The organism is Paenarthrobacter sp. JL.01a, assembly GCF_025452095.1.
GTDB lineage: Bacteria > Actinomycetota > Actinomycetes > Actinomycetales > Micrococcaceae > Arthrobacter.
On the sequence record NZ_CP104877.1, the window covers coordinates 1,414,458 to 1,430,836 of the forward strand.

Consider the following 16,379-nt stretch of genomic DNA (forward strand, 5'->3'; position numbering starts at 1 on the left):
ATGATGGGAGGACACCACGCCGCGTCGGGAGCCGCGGCGTGGATAGCTATTGCCTCGACCGGCCCGTACGCCCTGGGCTGGTACCCCTTGGATGCCACCGGCATCCTCATCGGAGCGATGGCGACGGCGGGAACTGCGCTCGTGTGCGACTGGGACCACCGGCACAGCACCATCGCGAACTCGCTGCCGCCCCTGTCCAATGTGATCGCCGTGGGGATTGAAAAGGCCAGCGGCGGACACCGGCAGGGTACTCATTCGCTGCTGGGGGCCTCGGCGTTCGTGGTGCTTGCCGCGATGGCAGCGCAGTTCCAGATGATGACACCGGTGGGCAAGCTCTCCATTGGCGCGGGCCTGCTGTGTATGTTCATGATCAACCTGGCTGCCAAGGCGCTGAATCTGTTCCCAAAGTCGGGGTGGATCACCAACTGGCTCTTTGCCCTGGCCATGGCCGGCTTGGTGACCTGGTTCGCCCCGGACCAGTGGGGGTGGCTTCCGTTGTCCATGCTCACGGGCGTGGTGGTTCATATCGTGGGGGACATGATCACAGTGGGCGGCGTGCCCTTGTTGTGGCCGATCGTCATCAAACCGCCGAAGTTCCTGCGGAAGTCGCTGGTGAGTGGGATCTGGCGGGCGAACGGGGCCTTTTCCCTGCCACTGCTGGGCCGTGCCGGATCCCGACGCGAATGGCTGGTGCTGATTCCGGTCAGTGGCTACGCGATGGTGGGCATGGGGGCCGCGGCCTGGACGCTGGCTCAACTGCACTGGCCGGCGTTCCTGGCGGCGTTGGCGCTTTAAAGAGCAACGCGGGGTCACTTACGGCCCATCCCGAGGGGATTATGGGCCGTAAGTGACCCCGCGTTGCTTTCAGGCTTTAGTTTTCGCCGGCGGAGTCCGAGCGGCCGAGGATGGTCTGGGGGATCCAGAAGGCCAGGGCGAAGAGGCCCAGGCACACGGCCATCGGCCACGGGTTGTCAAGACTCAGGAACGAGAGCGAGTAGATGGCGCCCAGGAAGAGCACGATCATGACCAGGAACAGGACAATGCTCGTGCCGAGATTGTTCTCTTTTTCAATGGGGGCACTTGTGGCGTTCTTGGACATTCATTCCTCCTCGGCCCCGCAGGGCTCAAAAATCTCTGGCAGTTGCGGAAGCCTCAGTAGGCAGATGAACCCTGTTCACCCTTGACGATGGCAATTCCGGAACTCGCTCCGATACGTGTTGCACCAGCAGCAATCATAGCCTGTGCGTCGGCCAGGGACCGCACGCCGCCGGAGGCTTTGACGCCGAGCTCCGGGCCTACGGTCTTGCGCATCAAGGCAACATCTTCGACAGTGGCACCGCCACCGTTGAATCCGGTGGAGGTCTTGACGAAGTCTGCGCCGGCCTCAACGGCTGCTTCGCAGGCGATGACTTTTTGTTCGTCCGTGAGCATGGAGGTCTCAATGATGACTTTCAGGATGGCTTCGCCGGCGTGCACGGTTTCTGCCACGGCGCGGATGTCATCAACCAAAGCGCCCTTGTCATTGGCACGGGCCGAGGCCATATTGATCACCATGTCGATCTCGTTGGCGCCGTCGAGCACGGCGCCGCGGGCCTCGAAGCTCTTGACGTCGGTCGGCGTTGCCCCAAGCGGGAAGCCGATCACCGAACACGTCAGCACTCCCGAACCCCGGAGTGCTTTGGCGACGGTCTTGACCCACACAGGGTTCACGCAAACGGACTTGAACTTGTACTCAACGGCCTCCGCGCACACCTTGAGGATGTCGGCCTCGCTGGCCTCCGGCTTCAAAAGTGTGTGGTCGATGTAGGACGCAATGTTTGCAGGGGCGACGGCTTCGTTGCTCATGGGATCCTTCCGTGCAGGGCGTGGCCGGCCCGGTGGCCGCAGGGTTGTCACTGCCCGTCAAAGGACCATCTTGCCACACCGCTGCGGGTCTGCCCTGGCCTTCCCGGGGTGCTCAGGCTGGCCAGGGCAGACGGCAATCAGGCAGCCATTGCGGTCTGGATCCCGCTTCCCGCCGAGCCCAGGAGCATGCCCGAGGCGCACAGCATTGCCGAGGACTCGGCGGAGAGGAGCAGGCCCAGGCGCAGGCCGTCGCAGGACGCGGCATCGCCGATCGCCCATATGCCAGGGACCGAGGTGGCGAGGTCGCGCCCCACGGCGATTCCGCCGTCGAACGCTATTTCGAGCCCGGCACTTTCAGCGAGGTCGTTGCGTGCGGTGCGTTCCTCTGCCAGCACCACGAGGTCACCCTTCATGCTGCTGCCGTCCTCGAAGACGATGCCCGCGGCGGACTGTGCCTGCCCGGAACCCGCCGAATCGGCGGCGACCACTGCCGTGGGGCGGAGGGTGGTCCGGACGGGACGGATGCCGCGTGCCCGCAGCACTGCTTCGGCCTGGCCCGCTGCTGGACCATTGCCGACGAGAATCCCCAGGGGACGGCGGCCGACGGAGCGGGTGACGTCCTTGACGGCTTCCCCGATGAAGGCGGCGTCGTCGATGGTGGAGTAGCTCAGCACCGAGTCGGCACCATCCGCCGGTGGGAGGGCCGGGGCCGATCCTGTGGCGATGACCAATTGGTCGTAGGTGAACTCCATGCCGTCCACGGTGGTGACCACTTTGGAGTCGGCGTCGATGAAACTCGCGGCCTGGCCGAAGCGTACGGAAACCTGGGGCAGTTCTGCCAGTTCCAGGAGGGCGTCCGGGCAGTCATCGCGGTTGCTGAGCACGGTGATGGTCCCGGCGAAGGGTTGTTGACGGTTGTCGGTCCTGCCCGCCAGCCGCCGTACCAGTGCCTGGGCTGCTGGGCCGGCTCCGGCGATGACGATGTGAAGGGAAGTGGAGGACATGGTGGGCCCTTTCGCTGATGACCTGTTTGGTGCTGTTGATCATCAGCGTAGGCGGCCGGTTTTTCGCGGGTGTTTCACCGCTGTTGCCATCTTTGGCGCGTTCGTAGCGTGCTGTTTACCGGCCGGTAATAACGTGCGTCACATCCCTGTGCGCAGGGTCTCAGTACCGCCGCAAAAGCTCCCGGAATCCGTTGCTGGTGAAGCGGGCCACGGCTTGTGCGCGCTCAGTCACTCCATGGGCGCCGACGGGTTCCACGGAAGCAAGCAGACCCGCTACATCTCCCAGACCCATGGCGAGCTCCACCACACGTCCGCCCAGGTCAAGCCGGGCATTGCGGATGTCCGACCAGGCATCGGGGCCGGGGTCGTCGTGGAGGTTCCGGGTGACGGCAATGTCCTGCCACCGGCCGTCCACCCGGACCCTGGCGCGGTACGTGATGTCGTCACCGCTCACTTCAACCCGGCCGTCGGCCAGGAAGCTACGGCCGGATTGCGGGTGGTCCAGGTAGCCGCTCAGCTGCGGTGGTGTGTCCGCGGGCTGCGAAGGCATGACGACGGCGGCCCGGAACCTCAGCGGTTGGCCGTCCAGTTCGCCATGCAAGACGTCGTTGAAACGGACACCCGGCGCAGGTTCGGTCATCGCGGTGCAGCGGGCATCTTTTGCAAGGCCGTCGGGGGACCTGGCATCGAGGTACGCCCGGGCATCGCGATAGCCCATGCCGATCAACGTGTCGGCGTCGATCCGCCCCAGGTAGAACTCGGGATCCAGCGGCAAGGGATGCTCAGGCCGGATCACATGCAGCACGAACTCACGGCCCGCGGCGGCCGCAGCGTCAAAGTCGGCCAGGAGGGCACCCATGGCACTCATCTCGATCATGTGCACGTACTGCTCCAGCGGCCCGTCGCCCCAGTACGGGGAATTGCCGATGCACCAGATCAGCCAGACTTCCCCTGCACCCCGACGTAAAGCCTCTCCCACGTTCGCGTCCCTGACCCATACGGCATCGGTCCAGATTTTCCCGTCGCGATGCAGTGGCTTGAGGAAGATGGGCAAGGACATTCCAGCCGCCATGAGTTCGGCGTCGATGCTGGCAGCGTCGATGGCATGGCACTGCTTCGAGGTGAACTCCACCACGTTGAAGGAACCTTCGACGGCGCCCGGTCCCGTGGCGCGGGTGCGGATCGTTTCCGTGTCGATGCCCAGAGCGGGGAAGATCCTGTCGAGGATGCCGTCTGCGTCACCCAGGGCGGGGAGGGCCCAGGGTCCTTTGACGTAGTCACCGAAGGGCAGGGCGGAACTGAAGTCCTTGACATCCACGGCGGACCACCGGCTGCACATCTCCTCCGGGGAAACGCCGGAGAGCATCATCCCGGCGGTAAGGATGCCGCCGGAGGTGCCGTCGATGTGCTGGAATTCAATTCCTTCCTCGGCGAGCGCTTTGACCACGCCGGCCTGCCAGGCGACGCGCATTCCGCCGCCGGCCAGGACCAGGGAGCGTTTCATCGCCCGGCCAGCCCCGGGGCAACTGCCGGGACACGGATCCTGCGCCAGTAGATGAACAGGAGTACCGCCGTCGCGAGGTCGAAGAAGGCGACCCCCAGCGCGATGGGGGCGAAGACTCCGTTCAGTACCCCGATGCCCACCGCCCCGAAAGCTCCGGCCTTCTGGAGCGCGGACCAGAGGACTACTACAGGGGAGGGTGTGCCGCTGAGCAGACTGTGGAGGAGGAGTCCGCCCACGATCACCATGAACATGCCCACTGTTCCGAAGAGTTGGCGGCTGGTGGCGGTGTCTTCTGCGCCCAACAAGCGGAGGATGGGACCGCCGAAGGGCACTTGGACCGCACCACTGAGGACAGTGATGCCGGCGATGGCTGTGAGGACCGCACGGAGGGGATAAGTCATGTGAAGGACTCCAGCAGGCGGCCGCGGTCAACAAGGAGCCACACCATCGACGCCCAGGTCAGGGTGGAGACATAGAAGCGGATGTCGTTGAGCAGCATCCACCGTTGGAGCAGGGACCGGAGTTCGGTGTCGTCGGCGAAGTCGCCGCCCCGGATCCTCACGTTGATGGGGATGATGAGTCCCTGTCCCACGACGGTGAGCGTAATGATGCCCACCAGGCAGATAATGGCGAAGATGACCCGGACGGTACCCCATTCGGACCACACCAGGATGCCTCCGGAGATGAACATGATGGGCACCACGATGGTGAAGAACCTGGTGGCGGCCCGGGTGGGGATGCCGAAGTGCATGTCCACGTTGTCCCGGGCCAGTGAACGCCAGGTGGGGTAGAGGAAGAACTTGAGGACCCACATGGTGCCGACGTACATCGTGGCGCCGAAGAGGAAATCGAGGGCATTGAGCAGGAGGAGCCCGTTCATGGCGTGTCTGCCCCTGGTTCCAAGGCCGGAACGGCCCCGGGCACCCGGCTCCGGTCCGGGGGAGCCAACCATTCCTGCCCTTGCCCGAGGTCGGTGACACTGTCCAGCATGTCGCCACCGCGAAGCGCTACTGCCTCCAGCTGGGTGGGGGCAGTGAGGAACCATGCTTCGTAGTGGTCATCCAGGACGCCGTGGGCCTGCGGCAGCCAGGCGGTGAAGACCGGTTTGTTCTCCACCTGCAGTTTTTTCAAAGGCTCGACGCCGGGCGCGTCACCAAGGATGAGGCGCGCCTTGGCTTGTGCCCCGAAGGCGATGTCTCCTGTGGCCTCGAAGTAGATGTCGGATTTCCACAACATGTTGCGGAACGCACAGTAGTTGGATGCTGCCAGTTTCAGTGGCAGTCCCAGGGGCTCGGGACGATCGATCTCGATGTAGCAGCCCAGTTGGCCGTCCTGGTCATACTGTGCGGACACGGTGGAGTCGGTGACCACGAAGTCCAGGTTGGCCTGGTATTTGGGCATGCCCCAGATTCCCTTGCCGCCTTTGACGGAGATTTCCGTGCTGACGGGCAGGTCCACCACGAACTGTCCCAGCTTGAAGGTTTTCTGGAACAGCAGCGGCAGGAGGGGCGGGGCCGGCCTGCTGCCGTGGGTGATGGCAATGGCCAGCGAGTATTCGATGTACTTGCCGATGTCGGTGGACTTGTAGTTGACCACGGTTACCACCAGCAGGCCCTTGCCGCCCAGGCTGAACGGCCGCAGTTCGGCTCCGGGCAGGACGGCTGCGGCAGCATGTTTGTTGATGGGGAAGGCTGCCATCAGCACGGGCGAATCGTCGGAGTTGACCGGCATGACGTACTTGATGCCGTCGGCGAAGGCGTGTTGGCCCCGGAGCTGTTCCTGCCTCCGGGGAACCGGTGAGGGCATGAGCTTGAGCAGGGGAGTGAGAATCTGGGTGAGGTTTTTCATGGCGTTGGCTCCTGGTGTGTGCCCGTCTGTTGGGTTCCGTTCAGCTCCTCGACGATGACGGGGAAGGTGTCCTGCCAGGCACGCTCGCCAAAGAAGACATCGAGGTGTCCGTAGCCCGGGATGAGATGGAGTGAGTCTTTGCCAGGGCGGTGTTTTTGGAAGAAGTCGTAGCTGCGTTGTTGGCTTTCGGGAAGGAAGCACCGGTTGGCCAGTCCCGCGATGAAGGCGAAGCGGGCGTCCGTTTGCGGAGCTTCCGCCACGAGGTTCTCCGGAAGTTCGGGGTGGTTTCCGGCGGCCACCATGTGCCCGGCTTTGATGCTCCGGCCCATTTCTTCGAAGAATGTCACCGGCACCTCGGCGAACTCCCCGCTGAGCCACTGGTGCGTCGCGTCGTCGAGGTTCTCGTGCGACCAGAGGGCGGGACGGCCGCTGCCGTAGGTGAAACTGACCATCTTGCAGACGGTGTTGTCGCACTCGTGGTGGGTGGCTTTGACCAGGCCGCGGATGGCCCTGGTGAAGTAGCCCTGCGACTTGTAGCCCCAGGCCGGTGAGAGATAGGGGGTGAAGACTTTCACGACGGGCGTCAGGTAGTCGATCTTCAGGCGTGAGAAGGCCGGCACAACAGGGTGGAGCGAAACGGCGTTGGAGACGATCGTGTCCACCTGCGGCAGCAGTCCGGCGACGGCGGCCATGGTGAACGACGTCGACCCCTGGCAGTGGATCACAGCCTTCATCGTCTCCGCGCCAGTTGCGTTCAGGACATGCTCGACGGCGGCCGGATGGTCATACACGGCAGCGTCGGCGAGGGTCCAGGACAGGGGGTCGAGGTCGATGGAGGCCCGCCAATTGAGCATCCACACGTCCCAGCCGTCTTCGAGGAGGACGTCGACCAACGTGGTCCGGATCGGTGGCCGGAAAAGCTCGGCCCGGACGCCGGAGCCATGGACCAGCAGCACGGGGCCTTTGGTGGTTTCCGCCGGCGCGGTTACGTGGACCAGGCTCAGCGGAGTGTTGTCCCGCGCACGGAACGGGATCACCTCGGTCCGGTGCTCGGCACGGGTGATGATCATGGTGGGCTTCCCTTCTGGGCGACGGTGATGGGATTTTCAAGCAGCCGCACGGCAGGCAGGCCGGCCTCGGGAACCAGCCGCGCGCCGTCGTCGTTCCTCTCCAGCCGCCAGTCGCGGCAGATGGTGTCCACCGCCAGGGGGTAGACGGTGAGCGTGCCGTCCGCGGCGAGGTGGAGGCGGAGGAAGCCTTTATGGTCCTCGATGGCCTGGCCGGACATCTTCCAGGTGGACACTTCGCCGCTGGGCGTCGACAGGATGAACAGCGCGAACGCCTCACTTCCCAGCGCCCAGCCGCCCACGTACACAAGGGCCAGCGCCAGCAGCACCACTACGACATCCGGCCAGGTGTCCGGCCATGGCAAAAGGATTACGACGACGGCACTGACCGCGAGCGCGGACAGTTGGCAGAGCGTTCCCCGGGCAAAGACGAGGATCCCGGCAGTGGTCAGGTGCAGGATATGCGCTGCAAAGGTGGTCACGGCCAGAAGCACGGGCATGGCGAAGACCAGGGCAGTCACAAGGAGCGGCGTGTTCCCGTTCCTGAGCGTGCGGAGGCCCTCGATGAAGGACGTGCCGCTGAAGGCGCTGAACACGGTCCAGACGGTCAGGGCGGCAACAACGTGTACCACGCCCATGGAGAGTCCGAAGCCGGGGTTGCGCACCGGCAGCCAGGCCGGGGTGAACGGATTGGCCAGTCGCGGGCCCAGGAGATGTGAGTCGGCCCGGTCGGGATAAATGGTGGGGGTTCGCGTGAAATGGCGGGTGGGCGGCTGCTGGCGGCCTGGGGGTGGGGCGCTGGCCGACCCTCCCGTGCCGGCGGGGGCGGGAAGGTGGAGCTCCTTCGGCAGCCAGTGGGCGTCCGACAAGTACGCTCCACCGAGTCCGCACGTGATGAGCTGGGTTTTGGCGTGCAGGCCCGGAGCGTCATCCTCATAGCGCGAGTAATGGTGGAGATCGCCGGTGAGCCAGAGCCGGACACTCGCCCCTGTTGCTTCAAACAGCTGTGTTTCCGGGTTGAAGCGGCGGTGCAGGTAGTCCTGCTCAAAAAAGCCGGCTTGCCGGAAGCCTGCGCTTCCTTTGACCCAGAAGGGCGACGCGACGCACAGAATGATCGCGTCCCCGGGCTGCAATTGGGAGGTGACGTTCCGGTAGAAGTACTCAAGTTGCGGCTCGTCGATGTACTGGCCCAGTTGGCTGTCCAGGCCCAGCAGCCACCACCCCGGGGTGCCTCGATGGTCCGGCCGGGGAGCGTCGCCCGTGAGCCGCAGGGCGAAGTAGCTGCGCGTCTGGATGGTCCGCCATCTGCCGATGCTCCGGTTCCGCGTGAAGATCCGGATGAACGACGTCAGGCCGTCATACCAGTCGTGGTTGCCGGGCAGGGCCAGGATGATCGGCGCTTCGGTGAGGGGCCCGTGTGCAGGCAACGCCATCCGGTACGGCCCCACCATCCGGTCCTCATACCCGGCCGGGGATGCCACGGGGTAAACCTCGTCGCCGCCCAGGACCAGGAGGCGGCCCCTGGGAAGACCGAAACCTCCAACGCTCAGCACGTCCTGCGCCAGCAGGGAGGCAACCGTGTAGGTGGCATCGAAACCGTCCCCAAGGTCGGCCGTGAAATCGAACCACAGTTCGGAGTGCCTTTCCGCGCCCCTTTCAAGATCAGCGGGTGCCGGCAGGCCGCGCGCGATGACCGCAGGCTGGGCCGGCTGGCCAGGAGCGGGCAGATTGTCCAGGCTCAGCTGATCAGCGGGGAAACCGCCCTCCAACTCGCGTTTGTCACCGAAATCGGCGAACACGGTGGCGGCCATGACTTTCAGCGCAGTGCGGGCCAACGACTTCGGGGCGAGCCAGCGTACCGCCGTTCGGGGCGTGAAACCCAGGACCGCGCGGAGCTGGGCGAGCTCCCGGCCCTTCATCGCTTCGGCTTAAGGGGGAACGGCACGCGCCTGGGTACCCGACCATAGACCCGCCACAGCTGCCCGCCAAACAACGTACCGAACGTCAGCAAACCCGCGGCGGGAGCAGGACCCTCTGCCCGGAAGGTTGTCATCTGCTTGGCGAAGTCCAGTGGGCGGATGAACAGTATCCCCGCACCGACGACACCGTCCTGGCTGCCGCCCACCTCGACGTCCGGCGGGACGTGGCCCTGCAGAATCGTTGCGTACAGTGTGGTGGTGTCCGGCCAGAGGTCGAATCCTGCCTCATTGTGGATGAGCTTATGGCCGGTGAACGTGAAGGGAGTCCCGCCCGGGTCCCGCAACCACAACCGGTACAGCATGCGCCTGGCCGGCCGGCCGTCGTCGGACTGGTCCTCGACGAACAGGTTGAACCAGCCGCGTTCCACCGGCATCCGGCCCCCGAAATAGTCCGCCAGTACGTACCCCTGCGCCTTGGCCGGGTGCCGGGGATCTGCCGCGAACGCGTCAATGTCCTCCGCGGTAATTGTCAGTTCGAACATGATCTTCCGGGACCTGTCCCGGCCCAGGCTGCGGCCCTTCTCCGGATCCGCGACGCCCGGGCTGAACCAACCATGCATCTGTTCGGTAAAACGAACCGAGGTTGCTTCCTTTGCCGCCTTGCCTGGCATTTCCAGGCCCCGCGTAGCCGGTGCCGGTGCCTGTGCCTGTCCTTGTGCCTGGGCAGCGGCGCTCGCAGGCTGTTCAGGACGCGCCGCCTTGCCTTTGGTGGCATCCGGCGCCAGCGCCCGCGGTGCCGTACTGCCGACGTCGACGACGGCGCCAGCGGCCTCGCGCTGTATTGTGTCCTGCGCTGCCGTTTGAGTTGTGTCCTGGGCCGCGGCCGCGTCGCCGGGGCTGATGCCGCGGTGGCGGGCCTTGGTGCCAGCTTCGACGATGTGGGCGCTGGCCCGTTCGGCGAAAGCGGCGATGGTCAGTGACGGGTTGGCGCCAACCGGTCCAGGCATCGCAGCACCATCGACCACGAACAAACCGGGGTAGCCAAAGACTTCTCCGTACGAATCACACACGGCCTCGGCGGGGTGCCTTCCAGCAGGTGCCCCACCGATCGGATGGACGGTGATCACGCGTTTGGCCCACCAGAGCGGATTGTCGATGAAGTCGCCGTCCAGGTCCTTCGCGATCTCCGACATGGTCTGCCGGACCCGGCCGAAGTACTCGGTGGACGTTGCCATGGTCCAGGCGATGGCGAGCCTGCCGTCGCGGAGTGTCATGACGCCGTCGGGTATGTCCCGGCCCATACCCAGCAAGGGCACCGAACTGGCCGACAACCGCCCGTCACCCAACGCAGCGGCGAGGTCCGCCGAGACATTGGACCGGCCGGCGTCGAACAGCCTGTCTTTGAAAAGCTGGGCTGCCACTTTGGCCGTGCGCTTGACGGCGGTCTTCAGCTGGGCCGTTTCGATCAGCCAGTTCATGAAGGCCGGATACCCGGCGTCCTCCACGTAGTAGCCGCGGCCGTCGCCGTCGTCGTCGTTCGAATCCGGGACCCTGACCGCGGTGGTGATGACCGGTCCCTTGCTGCCGGTGAGGGTGCGGACGCCGGGGCGGGAGCCGTTGGTGGCGGGTGTCTTGGCGTCCATGATGAACGTCAGGAGGTCGCCGTTGCCGCTGAACCGGGTACCGAGGGCGTCGCTGAGGGCCGGGAGGGAGCCATGATTGCGGAGCAGGAGGAAATTGGTCCCGAACGTGCCCGCACCCAGGATGAGCCGGCCGCAGTGGATGATGCGCTCGGTGAGCAGCGCCCCCTGGTTACCGGGGTGGTGGATGACGTAGCGGACCTCGTAGCCGCCGCCATCCGTGCCGGGGGATAGTGGCCGGATACCCCGGACATCGTGGAAGGTGCGGATGTCAGCGCCCTTGAAGGCCGCCGCTGACAGGTAGTTGTGGTCAAGGGTGTTCTTGGCGCCGGCGTTGCAGCCGATGTCGCATTCACCGCTCAGGGTGCAGGTAGTCCGCACAGAGTTGGTGCCGTGGATGCTGCCGTAGTGGGGGAGCGGGATTGCTTGGTTGGTGCGGGGTGCTGCGCCCGGGCCGCTGGAGAAGGTGACGGCGATGGGAGGCCGGATGATGGAAAGGCCCAGGTTTGCCGCTGTCTTTTCCATGGCCATGGTCTTGGCTGTGTCCTGGTACGGGTAGGGGACGGGCTGCAGCATCGCTTCGGCGGCGTCGTAGAAGGGATCGAGGTCGGCCCTGGTAAACGGCCAATTCTCGTAACCGCCTCCCGGGACCGGGGATTCGTTGACGAACCACTTCTCGTCCTTGCGCAGGAGCACGTTGGCGTAGATGAGCGAACCCCCTCCGAGTCCGCTTGAGACCAGTCCTTCGGTCCCGCGGAAGGTCCACGCATCGAACAGACCGTACAAGCCGCGGTCCGGGTCCCAGAAGTTCTTGCCCATCTCCGACGGCGTTCGGGCAAAACTCCCGGGCGGGTACGGTTTGCCGCGTTCCATCAACACCACGGACTGGCCGGCTTCGGCCAGCCGCAAGGCCGCTACCGAGCCGCCAAAACCCGATCCCACAACCACCGCATCCACCTTCTCGATGCTTTGCGGTCTGCGGCGTCGTGGATCATCAGCGGATTCAGGGCCCGCATCCCCACTGTTCCCGGTCCCCAGACGACCCATGGCCGTTCCTCTCACAGGAGAGCTGACTACATGGCAGCGGCAGAGGGCGCCGGCGTGGCCGGGCGTTGCCTCCGCGGTCTATGGGCCTTATGTTCCCACCGGGCAGTGGATCTGTAAATGAGGTGGACTAATGCTGTTTTTACCCGGCGGTCATTGGATCCGCGCGTAGACCATGTCGAAGTCGTGCTCCAGCGGTCCGCCCGGGTATGTTCCGCGCTCCAGACGGGCGGTGATGGTGTTCCGGTCTTCGCTGAACCGGCCTACGAAGCGTTGCGGCCAGTCCGGTCCGTCCCTGAAGAGCGTCCACACGTCGTCCTTCAGTGTCATGTCGTAGATCCAGGCGACGCCGCGGGAGTCGAAGTAGTGCTGCTGGAAGGCTCCGTCAGATCCGGTGGTACCGATGATGCTGACGGCGTTGGGATACTCCGGCAGTTGGACTGTGGAGCGCTGGATCAGGAAACCGCCACCTTCCAGCCACTCGAAGCTGGTCCGGCCGTGTGTTTGTGCCGTGGGAATGGTGGTCTCCCAGAGGCCAACAAGGACGTTGAGCTGCTCCAGCGCAGGTTCAGGATTCCGTGCCATGACCGCCTTCTTTTTCGTGCGTGCCGACAGCTTCAGGGTAGAACCAGCCAGGTCCGCCGCATAGGGTGTGGCGGGTCTGGTCGTGCTGCCTGGCCCAATGGCAGGATGGGCCCATGACCCTCGTTACGTGTGATCTCACTGTGTCCCTTGACGGCTACGTTGCCGGTCCGCACCAGAGCCGGGAGCAACCGCTCGGTGAAGGCGGGGAAAAACTGCACCGGTGGCAGTTCAAAGAACGCGACATCAACGCGGCCGAGGTGGCCGGGATTCTCGAAGCCGGTGCGTACATCATGGGCCGGAACATGTTCGCCGGGCCAGGGGAAGGGCTCTGGGAGAAGGAATGGCGCGGCTGGTGGGGTGAAGAACCGCCCTACCATGCTCCGGTTTTCGTGCTGACCTCCCACGAGCATGAGCCCCTGGTGATGGACGGCGGCACCACGTTCCACTTCGTCAATGACGACATCGAGTCGGTGCTCTCACGCGCCAAGGACGCTGCGGCTGGGAAGAACGTTGCCATAGCCGGAGGTGCTTCGACAGCCAGGCAGTTCCTGTCAGCCGGCTTGATCGACGAGCTGCGCCTCCACGTCGCGCCGGTGGTTCTGGGCGGCGGCGAGCGTTTGCTGGATGGGGTGGGGGAGCTGAAGCTTGAGCCTTTGGAGGTCCGGGGAACCAGCCTCGTCTCGCACCTTCGCTACAAGGTGGGGTAGGGGCTGCCAGCCGGGGCTCTGGCATTGCCGAGTTCGCGGGAAAACTTCCGATTCGCGGGAAGCCTCCCTGCGAGCTCGCACCGTTCCCGCGAACTCGCCGGACCGCGCAGAATGTCCGCCGATCGCTGTACACTCAAGTATCGAACATATATTCGAATAAAGGTGTGTTGTGGGCGTGATAGTCGGCCCCGCGTGATAGATGCGGGCTTTTCCTTGATGTCGGTGCTGCTGGCTCCTGTGGCTGTAGCGGCGGGGTATCCCTCGCCGGCCCAGGACTACTTCGATGGCAGGATTGACCTTAATGAGCACCTGATCAAGGACGTCACCAGCACTTTCGTCGTGCGTGTCACCGGTCAGTCCATGGAAGCTGCCGGGATCAGTGACGGCGACGAGTTGATCGTCAACCGGGCGTTGGAACCCAGGGACGGGTCCGTCGTCGTCGCTGTTTTGGACGGCGAGCTGACCATCAAAAGGTTGCGTATTACCCCGGCAGGCGTGGTGCTGCAGGCGGACAACCCCGCTTTCCCGGACATCAAGGTGGCGGCGTTATCGGAACTGACCATCTGGGGTGTAGCGACGACGTGCCTGCACCACGTCTAGGCCGCCGGTGGTGCCGTCGAACCGCGAATGACCAGTTCCGGCGCCAGTTTCCGGTCCGCGATCGGTGCATCCGGATTCTTGAGCCGTTCAAGAGCAATCATGCCCGCGGCCTGGCCCAGGGCGATAGCGTGGAGGTCGACCGTGGTGAGGTCGATTCCGTGCAGCTTGGCGATCCTCGAATTGTCGTAGCCCACCAATGACAGGTCCTTCGGGATGGACAGGCCCAAAGCGTGGGCGGCCTCGCGGGCGCCCAGGGCCAGTTGATCGTTGTGGGTGAAGATCGCCGTCGGCCGGTCCGCTCGCGCCAGAAGGGCGGTGGCGGCCCGCTGCCCGGCTTCCTGGGTGAAGTCTTCGGCCGCGAGCGTCAGGGGCTTCAGCCCGGCGTCGTGCATGGTCTTTTGGTAACTGCGTCGTCTGACGGTGTGTCCGTCGTAATCGGGCCCGGCAATATGGGCGATGCGCCGGTGCCCGAGGCCGAGGAGGTGCTCCGTGGCCGCCCGCGCACCCATGACATCGTCCGAGTACACGCTGTCAACGCCAGGTACCGGCCGGGTGACGCTGACCAGCGGCACGATTTGCGCCAATTCCTGCACTTGCTCGTCCGGATCCAGCAGTGTCGCGGCGATGATGATCCCGGCGCGGGCCTCTATGAGGGACTCAAGCGCGCCCCGGTCAACACCGTCCACGGAACGGGATACGCTCAGGATCAGGCGGTTGCCCTCGGATGGGAGGGCCATGCGGACGCCGCTGAGGATGTCGGCGTAGACCTCGTTGCGGATATCCATCAGGTAAAGCCCGACGGCGGAACGGTGCTTGCGTGCGAGGTCGGCGGCTGCCGCGTTGGGCCGGTACCCCAGACGCTTGGCGGCGTCGAAGATGGCTTCCTTGGTTTCGCCGCTGACTCCCGGCGCTCCCCGGAAAGCGAATGACACCAGCGTTCTGGAGACGCCCACTTCGCGGGCGACATCACTTTGCGTTGCAGGGCGGTGGGGGCGGTCGGCGGCCATGCCCTCCATCCTCCCATGTCACAGAAAGGACAAAATGAGGTGTTTGTTAGTTTGACCTTACATTTAAGCCTTTCGCGCGTTAGTCTGGATTTAGAGCGGATAGGTATGACCCGCAACACACTGACAAAGGAGTCCTGATGTCTGCAACGCAATTGCAGCAGGAAGGCGCCCCCGGGGCTGCCCTTCCTCCGCTGACCAACGGTCCGCACCGAAAGCGCCTTGGCCTTGTAGCTTTGGTTGCTACGTTCGGCGGACTGTTGTTCGGCTATGACACTGGTGTCATCAACGGCGCCCTGCGGCCCATGACAGCCGACCTTGGGCTGACGCCCCTGACGGAGGGGATCGTCACCAGCTCACTGCTGTTCGGCGCAGCGGCCGGGGCCGTGGGCGGCGGACGTTTGTCGGATTCCTGGGGCCGCCGGAAATCCATCCTCCTGCTCGCGGTGCTTTTCCTCGCTGGAACCATCGCCTGCGTCGTCGCGCCGAATTTCGAAGTCATGGTCCTGGGGCGCGTCATTCTGGGCCTGGCTGTCGGCGGGGCGTCCACGGTGGTGCCAGTGTTCCTGGCCGAGCTGGCGCCCTACGAGATCCGGGGTTCGCTGGCCGGGCGCAACGAACTGATGATTGTCATCGGACAGCTCGCCGCCTTCGTGGTCAACGCCATCATCGGCAATATCTGGGGAGAGTTCGGGGGAGTATGGCGAGTCATGCTGGCGGTCGCCGCGTTGCCCGCCATCGCACTGTTCTTCGGCATGCTCCGGATGCCCGAATCACCTCGCTGGCTGATTTCCAAGGGGCGGTGGGAAGAGGCCTTGGTAGTCCTCAAGACCATACGGTCGGTGGAACGGGCCGAGGCTGAAATGGCGGATGTCAAGCACCTGGCCGATGAGGAGCGGGCCTCCAAGGCGACCTCATGGGGTGCGCTGAAGAACAAATGGATTCTTCGCATTGTCCTGGTAGGCATTGGTCTCGGCGTGGCCCAGCAGCTGACCGGCATCAATTCGATCATGTACTACGGCCAGTCGGTGCTCGTCGAAGCCGGATTCGACTCCAATGCAGCCCTCATTGCCAACATCGCTCCCGGGGTGATCGCGGTGGTTGGGGGCGTGATCGCCCTGACCTTGATGCAGCGTGTCAACCGCCGTACCACCCTGCTTCTGGGGTTCACCCTGACCACGGCGTGCCACTTCCTCATCGGCATCGCCTCGATCGTGCTTCCCGTGGGAAATGCGGCGCGTCCGTTCGTGATCCTTTTTCTGGTGGTGGCTTTCGTTGGCTCGATGCAGACGTTCCTGAACATTGCCGTTTGGGTGATGCTGTCCGAAATCTTCCCGCTTCATGTCCGCGGTTTTGCCATCGGCCTTTCGGTGTTCTGCCTCTGGATTGCCAACGCGCTGCTGGGTCTGTTCTTCCCTACCCTGGTGGCCGGCGTGGGGATCACGGGGACGTTCTTCCTGTTCGGTGCTGTGGGTATCGCGGCCCTCATTTTCATCTACACCCAGGTCCCGGAGACCCGCGGGCGGACCCTGGAAGCACTCGAAGAAGACGTCACCACCGGAGCCATTTATCTGGTGCACAAGAAGGATGCCTCTATGGGTTCCTAGCTGCG

16 protein-coding genes are annotated in these 16,379 nt (G+C 64.6%); 4 read left to right on the top strand and 12 right to left on the bottom strand.

The window, feature by feature from the left end; translation table 11 throughout:
• Positions 1-795 carry a metal-dependent hydrolase gene (locus tag N5P29_RS06845; RefSeq protein WP_262277869.1) on the top strand — a complete coding sequence of 265 codons (795 nt, stop codon included), beginning with the start codon at positions 1-3 and terminating at the stop codon, positions 793-795.
• Positions 796-871: 76 nt separating this feature from the next.
• Here the strand turns inward: N5P29_RS06845 and N5P29_RS06850 are convergent, their stop codons facing one another.
• From N5P29_RS06850 to N5P29_RS06900, 11 genes are all read right to left on the bottom strand, one after another.
• Positions 872-1,099, bottom strand: a complete 228-nt coding sequence (locus N5P29_RS06850; protein ID WP_262277870.1) for a hypothetical protein — start codon at positions 1,097-1,099, stop codon at positions 872-874.
• 53 nt (positions 1,100-1,152) lie between these two features.
• Entirely contained in the window at positions 1,153-1,845 is a 693-nt protein-coding gene (deoC, locus tag N5P29_RS06855; RefSeq protein ID WP_262277871.1) for a deoxyribose-phosphate aldolase, read from the bottom strand.
• A 137-nt stretch (positions 1,846-1,982) separates the two neighbouring features.
• Positions 1,983-2,849 (bottom strand): FAD-dependent oxidoreductase, encoded by an 867-nt coding sequence (locus N5P29_RS06860; RefSeq protein WP_262277872.1) that lies wholly within the window; start codon positions 2,847-2,849, stop codon positions 1,983-1,985.
• A gap of 160 nt (positions 2,850-3,009) precedes the next feature.
• Positions 3,010-4,353 carry a patatin-like phospholipase family protein gene (locus N5P29_RS06865; RefSeq protein ID WP_262277873.1) on the bottom strand — a complete coding sequence of 448 codons (1,344 nt, stop codon included), beginning with the start codon at positions 4,351-4,353 and terminating at the stop codon, positions 3,010-3,012.
• Positions 4,350-4,754 (bottom strand): hypothetical protein, encoded by a 405-nt coding sequence (locus tag N5P29_RS06870; protein ID WP_262277874.1) that lies wholly within the window; start codon positions 4,752-4,754, stop codon positions 4,350-4,352. The genes N5P29_RS06865 and N5P29_RS06870 overlap by 4 nt, the downstream gene beginning before the upstream one ends.
• Positions 4,751-5,233, bottom strand: a complete 483-nt coding sequence (locus N5P29_RS06875) for a hypothetical protein (RefSeq protein ID WP_262277875.1) — start codon at positions 5,231-5,233, stop codon at positions 4,751-4,753. Before N5P29_RS06875 ends, N5P29_RS06870 begins: the two co-directional genes overlap by 4 nt.
• Complete coding sequence (locus tag N5P29_RS06880; protein WP_262277876.1) at positions 5,230-6,201, bottom strand: acetoacetate decarboxylase family protein; 972 nt, start codon at positions 6,199-6,201, stop codon at positions 5,230-5,232. The genes N5P29_RS06875 and N5P29_RS06880 overlap by 4 nt, the downstream gene beginning before the upstream one ends.
• Entirely contained in the window at positions 6,198-7,271 is a 1,074-nt protein-coding gene (locus N5P29_RS06885) for an alpha/beta fold hydrolase (RefSeq protein ID WP_262277877.1), read from the bottom strand. Before N5P29_RS06885 ends, N5P29_RS06880 begins: the two co-directional genes overlap by 4 nt.
• Positions 7,268-9,187, bottom strand: a complete 1,920-nt coding sequence (locus tag N5P29_RS06890; protein ID WP_262277878.1) for a hypothetical protein — start codon at positions 9,185-9,187, stop codon at positions 7,268-7,270. The genes N5P29_RS06885 and N5P29_RS06890 overlap by 4 nt, the downstream gene beginning before the upstream one ends.
• Positions 9,184-11,874 (bottom strand): GMC oxidoreductase, encoded by a 2,691-nt coding sequence (locus N5P29_RS06895; protein ID WP_262277879.1) that lies wholly within the window; start codon positions 11,872-11,874, stop codon positions 9,184-9,186. The genes N5P29_RS06890 and N5P29_RS06895 overlap by 4 nt, the downstream gene beginning before the upstream one ends.
• A 150-nt stretch (positions 11,875-12,024) precedes the next feature.
• Complete coding sequence (locus N5P29_RS06900) at positions 12,025-12,456, bottom strand: hypothetical protein (protein ID WP_262277880.1); 432 nt, start codon at positions 12,454-12,456, stop codon at positions 12,025-12,027.
• A gap of 113 nt (positions 12,457-12,569) precedes the next feature.
• On the opposite strand from N5P29_RS06900, the gene N5P29_RS06905 reads away from it, so the two are divergent.
• On the top strand, positions 12,570-13,163 hold the full coding sequence (locus N5P29_RS06905) for a dihydrofolate reductase family protein (RefSeq protein ID WP_262277881.1): 594 nt from the start codon (positions 12,570-12,572) through the stop codon (positions 13,161-13,163).
• 216 nt (positions 13,164-13,379) lie between these two features.
• Entirely contained in the window at positions 13,380-13,763 is a 384-nt protein-coding gene (locus N5P29_RS06910; protein ID WP_262278526.1) for a LexA family protein, read from the top strand.
• Here the strand turns inward: N5P29_RS06910 and N5P29_RS06915 are convergent.
• A complete protein-coding gene (locus tag N5P29_RS06915) occupies positions 13,760-14,770 on the bottom strand; it encodes a LacI family DNA-binding transcriptional regulator (protein WP_262277882.1) in 1,011 nt (336 codons plus the stop codon). The genes N5P29_RS06910 and N5P29_RS06915 overlap by 4 nt on opposite strands.
• Before the next feature lie 137 nt (positions 14,771-14,907).
• On the opposite strand from N5P29_RS06915, the gene N5P29_RS06920 reads away from it, so the two are divergent.
• Positions 14,908-16,374: a sugar porter family MFS transporter gene (locus N5P29_RS06920; RefSeq protein ID WP_262277883.1), complete on the top strand. Its 1,467-nt coding sequence runs from the start codon at positions 14,908-14,910 to the stop codon at positions 16,372-16,374.
• The last annotated feature ends 5 nt before the right edge of the window (positions 16,375-16,379 follow it).

What these genes read in the sequence shown, in the direction of transcription:
- N5P29_RS06845 (WP_262277869.1), top strand. Translation starts at nt 1, where the DNA reads ATGATGGGAGGACACCACGCCGCGTCGGGAGCCGCGGCGTGGATAGCT.
- N5P29_RS06850 (WP_262277870.1), bottom strand. Translation starts at nt 1,099, where the DNA reads ATGTCCAAGAACGCCACAAGTGCCCCCATTGAAAAAGAGAACAATCTC.
- deoC (WP_262277871.1), bottom strand. Translation starts at nt 1,845, where the DNA reads ATGAGCAACGAAGCCGTCGCCCCTGCAAACATTGCGTCCTACATCGAC.
- N5P29_RS06860 (WP_262277872.1), bottom strand. Translation starts at nt 2,849, where the DNA reads ATGTCCTCCACTTCCCTTCACATCGTCATCGCCGGAGCCGGCCCAGCA.
- N5P29_RS06865 (WP_262277873.1), bottom strand. Translation starts at nt 4,353, where the DNA reads ATGAAACGCTCCCTGGTCCTGGCCGGCGGCGGAATGCGCGTCGCCTGG.
- N5P29_RS06870 (WP_262277874.1), bottom strand. Translation starts at nt 4,754, where the DNA reads ATGACTTATCCCCTCCGTGCGGTCCTCACAGCCATCGCCGGCATCACT.
- N5P29_RS06875 (WP_262277875.1), bottom strand. Translation starts at nt 5,233, where the DNA reads ATGAACGGGCTCCTCCTGCTCAATGCCCTCGATTTCCTCTTCGGCGCC.
- N5P29_RS06880 (WP_262277876.1), bottom strand. Translation starts at nt 6,201, where the DNA reads ATGAAAAACCTCACCCAGATTCTCACTCCCCTGCTCAAGCTCATGCCC.
- N5P29_RS06885 (WP_262277877.1), bottom strand. Translation starts at nt 7,271, where the DNA reads ATGATCATCACCCGTGCCGAGCACCGGACCGAGGTGATCCCGTTCCGT.
- N5P29_RS06890 (WP_262277878.1), bottom strand. Translation starts at nt 9,187, where the DNA reads ATGAAGGGCCGGGAGCTCGCCCAGCTCCGCGCGGTCCTGGGTTTCACG.
- N5P29_RS06895 (WP_262277879.1), bottom strand. Translation starts at nt 11,874, where the DNA reads ATGGGTCGTCTGGGGACCGGGAACAGTGGGGATGCGGGCCCTGAATCC.
- N5P29_RS06900 (WP_262277880.1), bottom strand. Translation starts at nt 12,456, where the DNA reads ATGGCACGGAATCCTGAACCTGCGCTGGAGCAGCTCAACGTCCTTGTT.
- N5P29_RS06905 (WP_262277881.1), top strand. Translation starts at nt 12,570, where the DNA reads ATGACCCTCGTTACGTGTGATCTCACTGTGTCCCTTGACGGCTACGTT.
- N5P29_RS06910 (WP_262278526.1), top strand. Translation starts at nt 13,380, where the DNA reads ATGTCGGTGCTGCTGGCTCCTGTGGCTGTAGCGGCGGGGTATCCCTCG.
- N5P29_RS06915 (WP_262277882.1), bottom strand. Translation starts at nt 14,770, where the DNA reads ATGGCCGCCGACCGCCCCCACCGCCCTGCAACGCAAAGTGATGTCGCC.
- N5P29_RS06920 (WP_262277883.1), top strand. Translation starts at nt 14,908, where the DNA reads ATGTCTGCAACGCAATTGCAGCAGGAAGGCGCCCCCGGGGCTGCCCTT.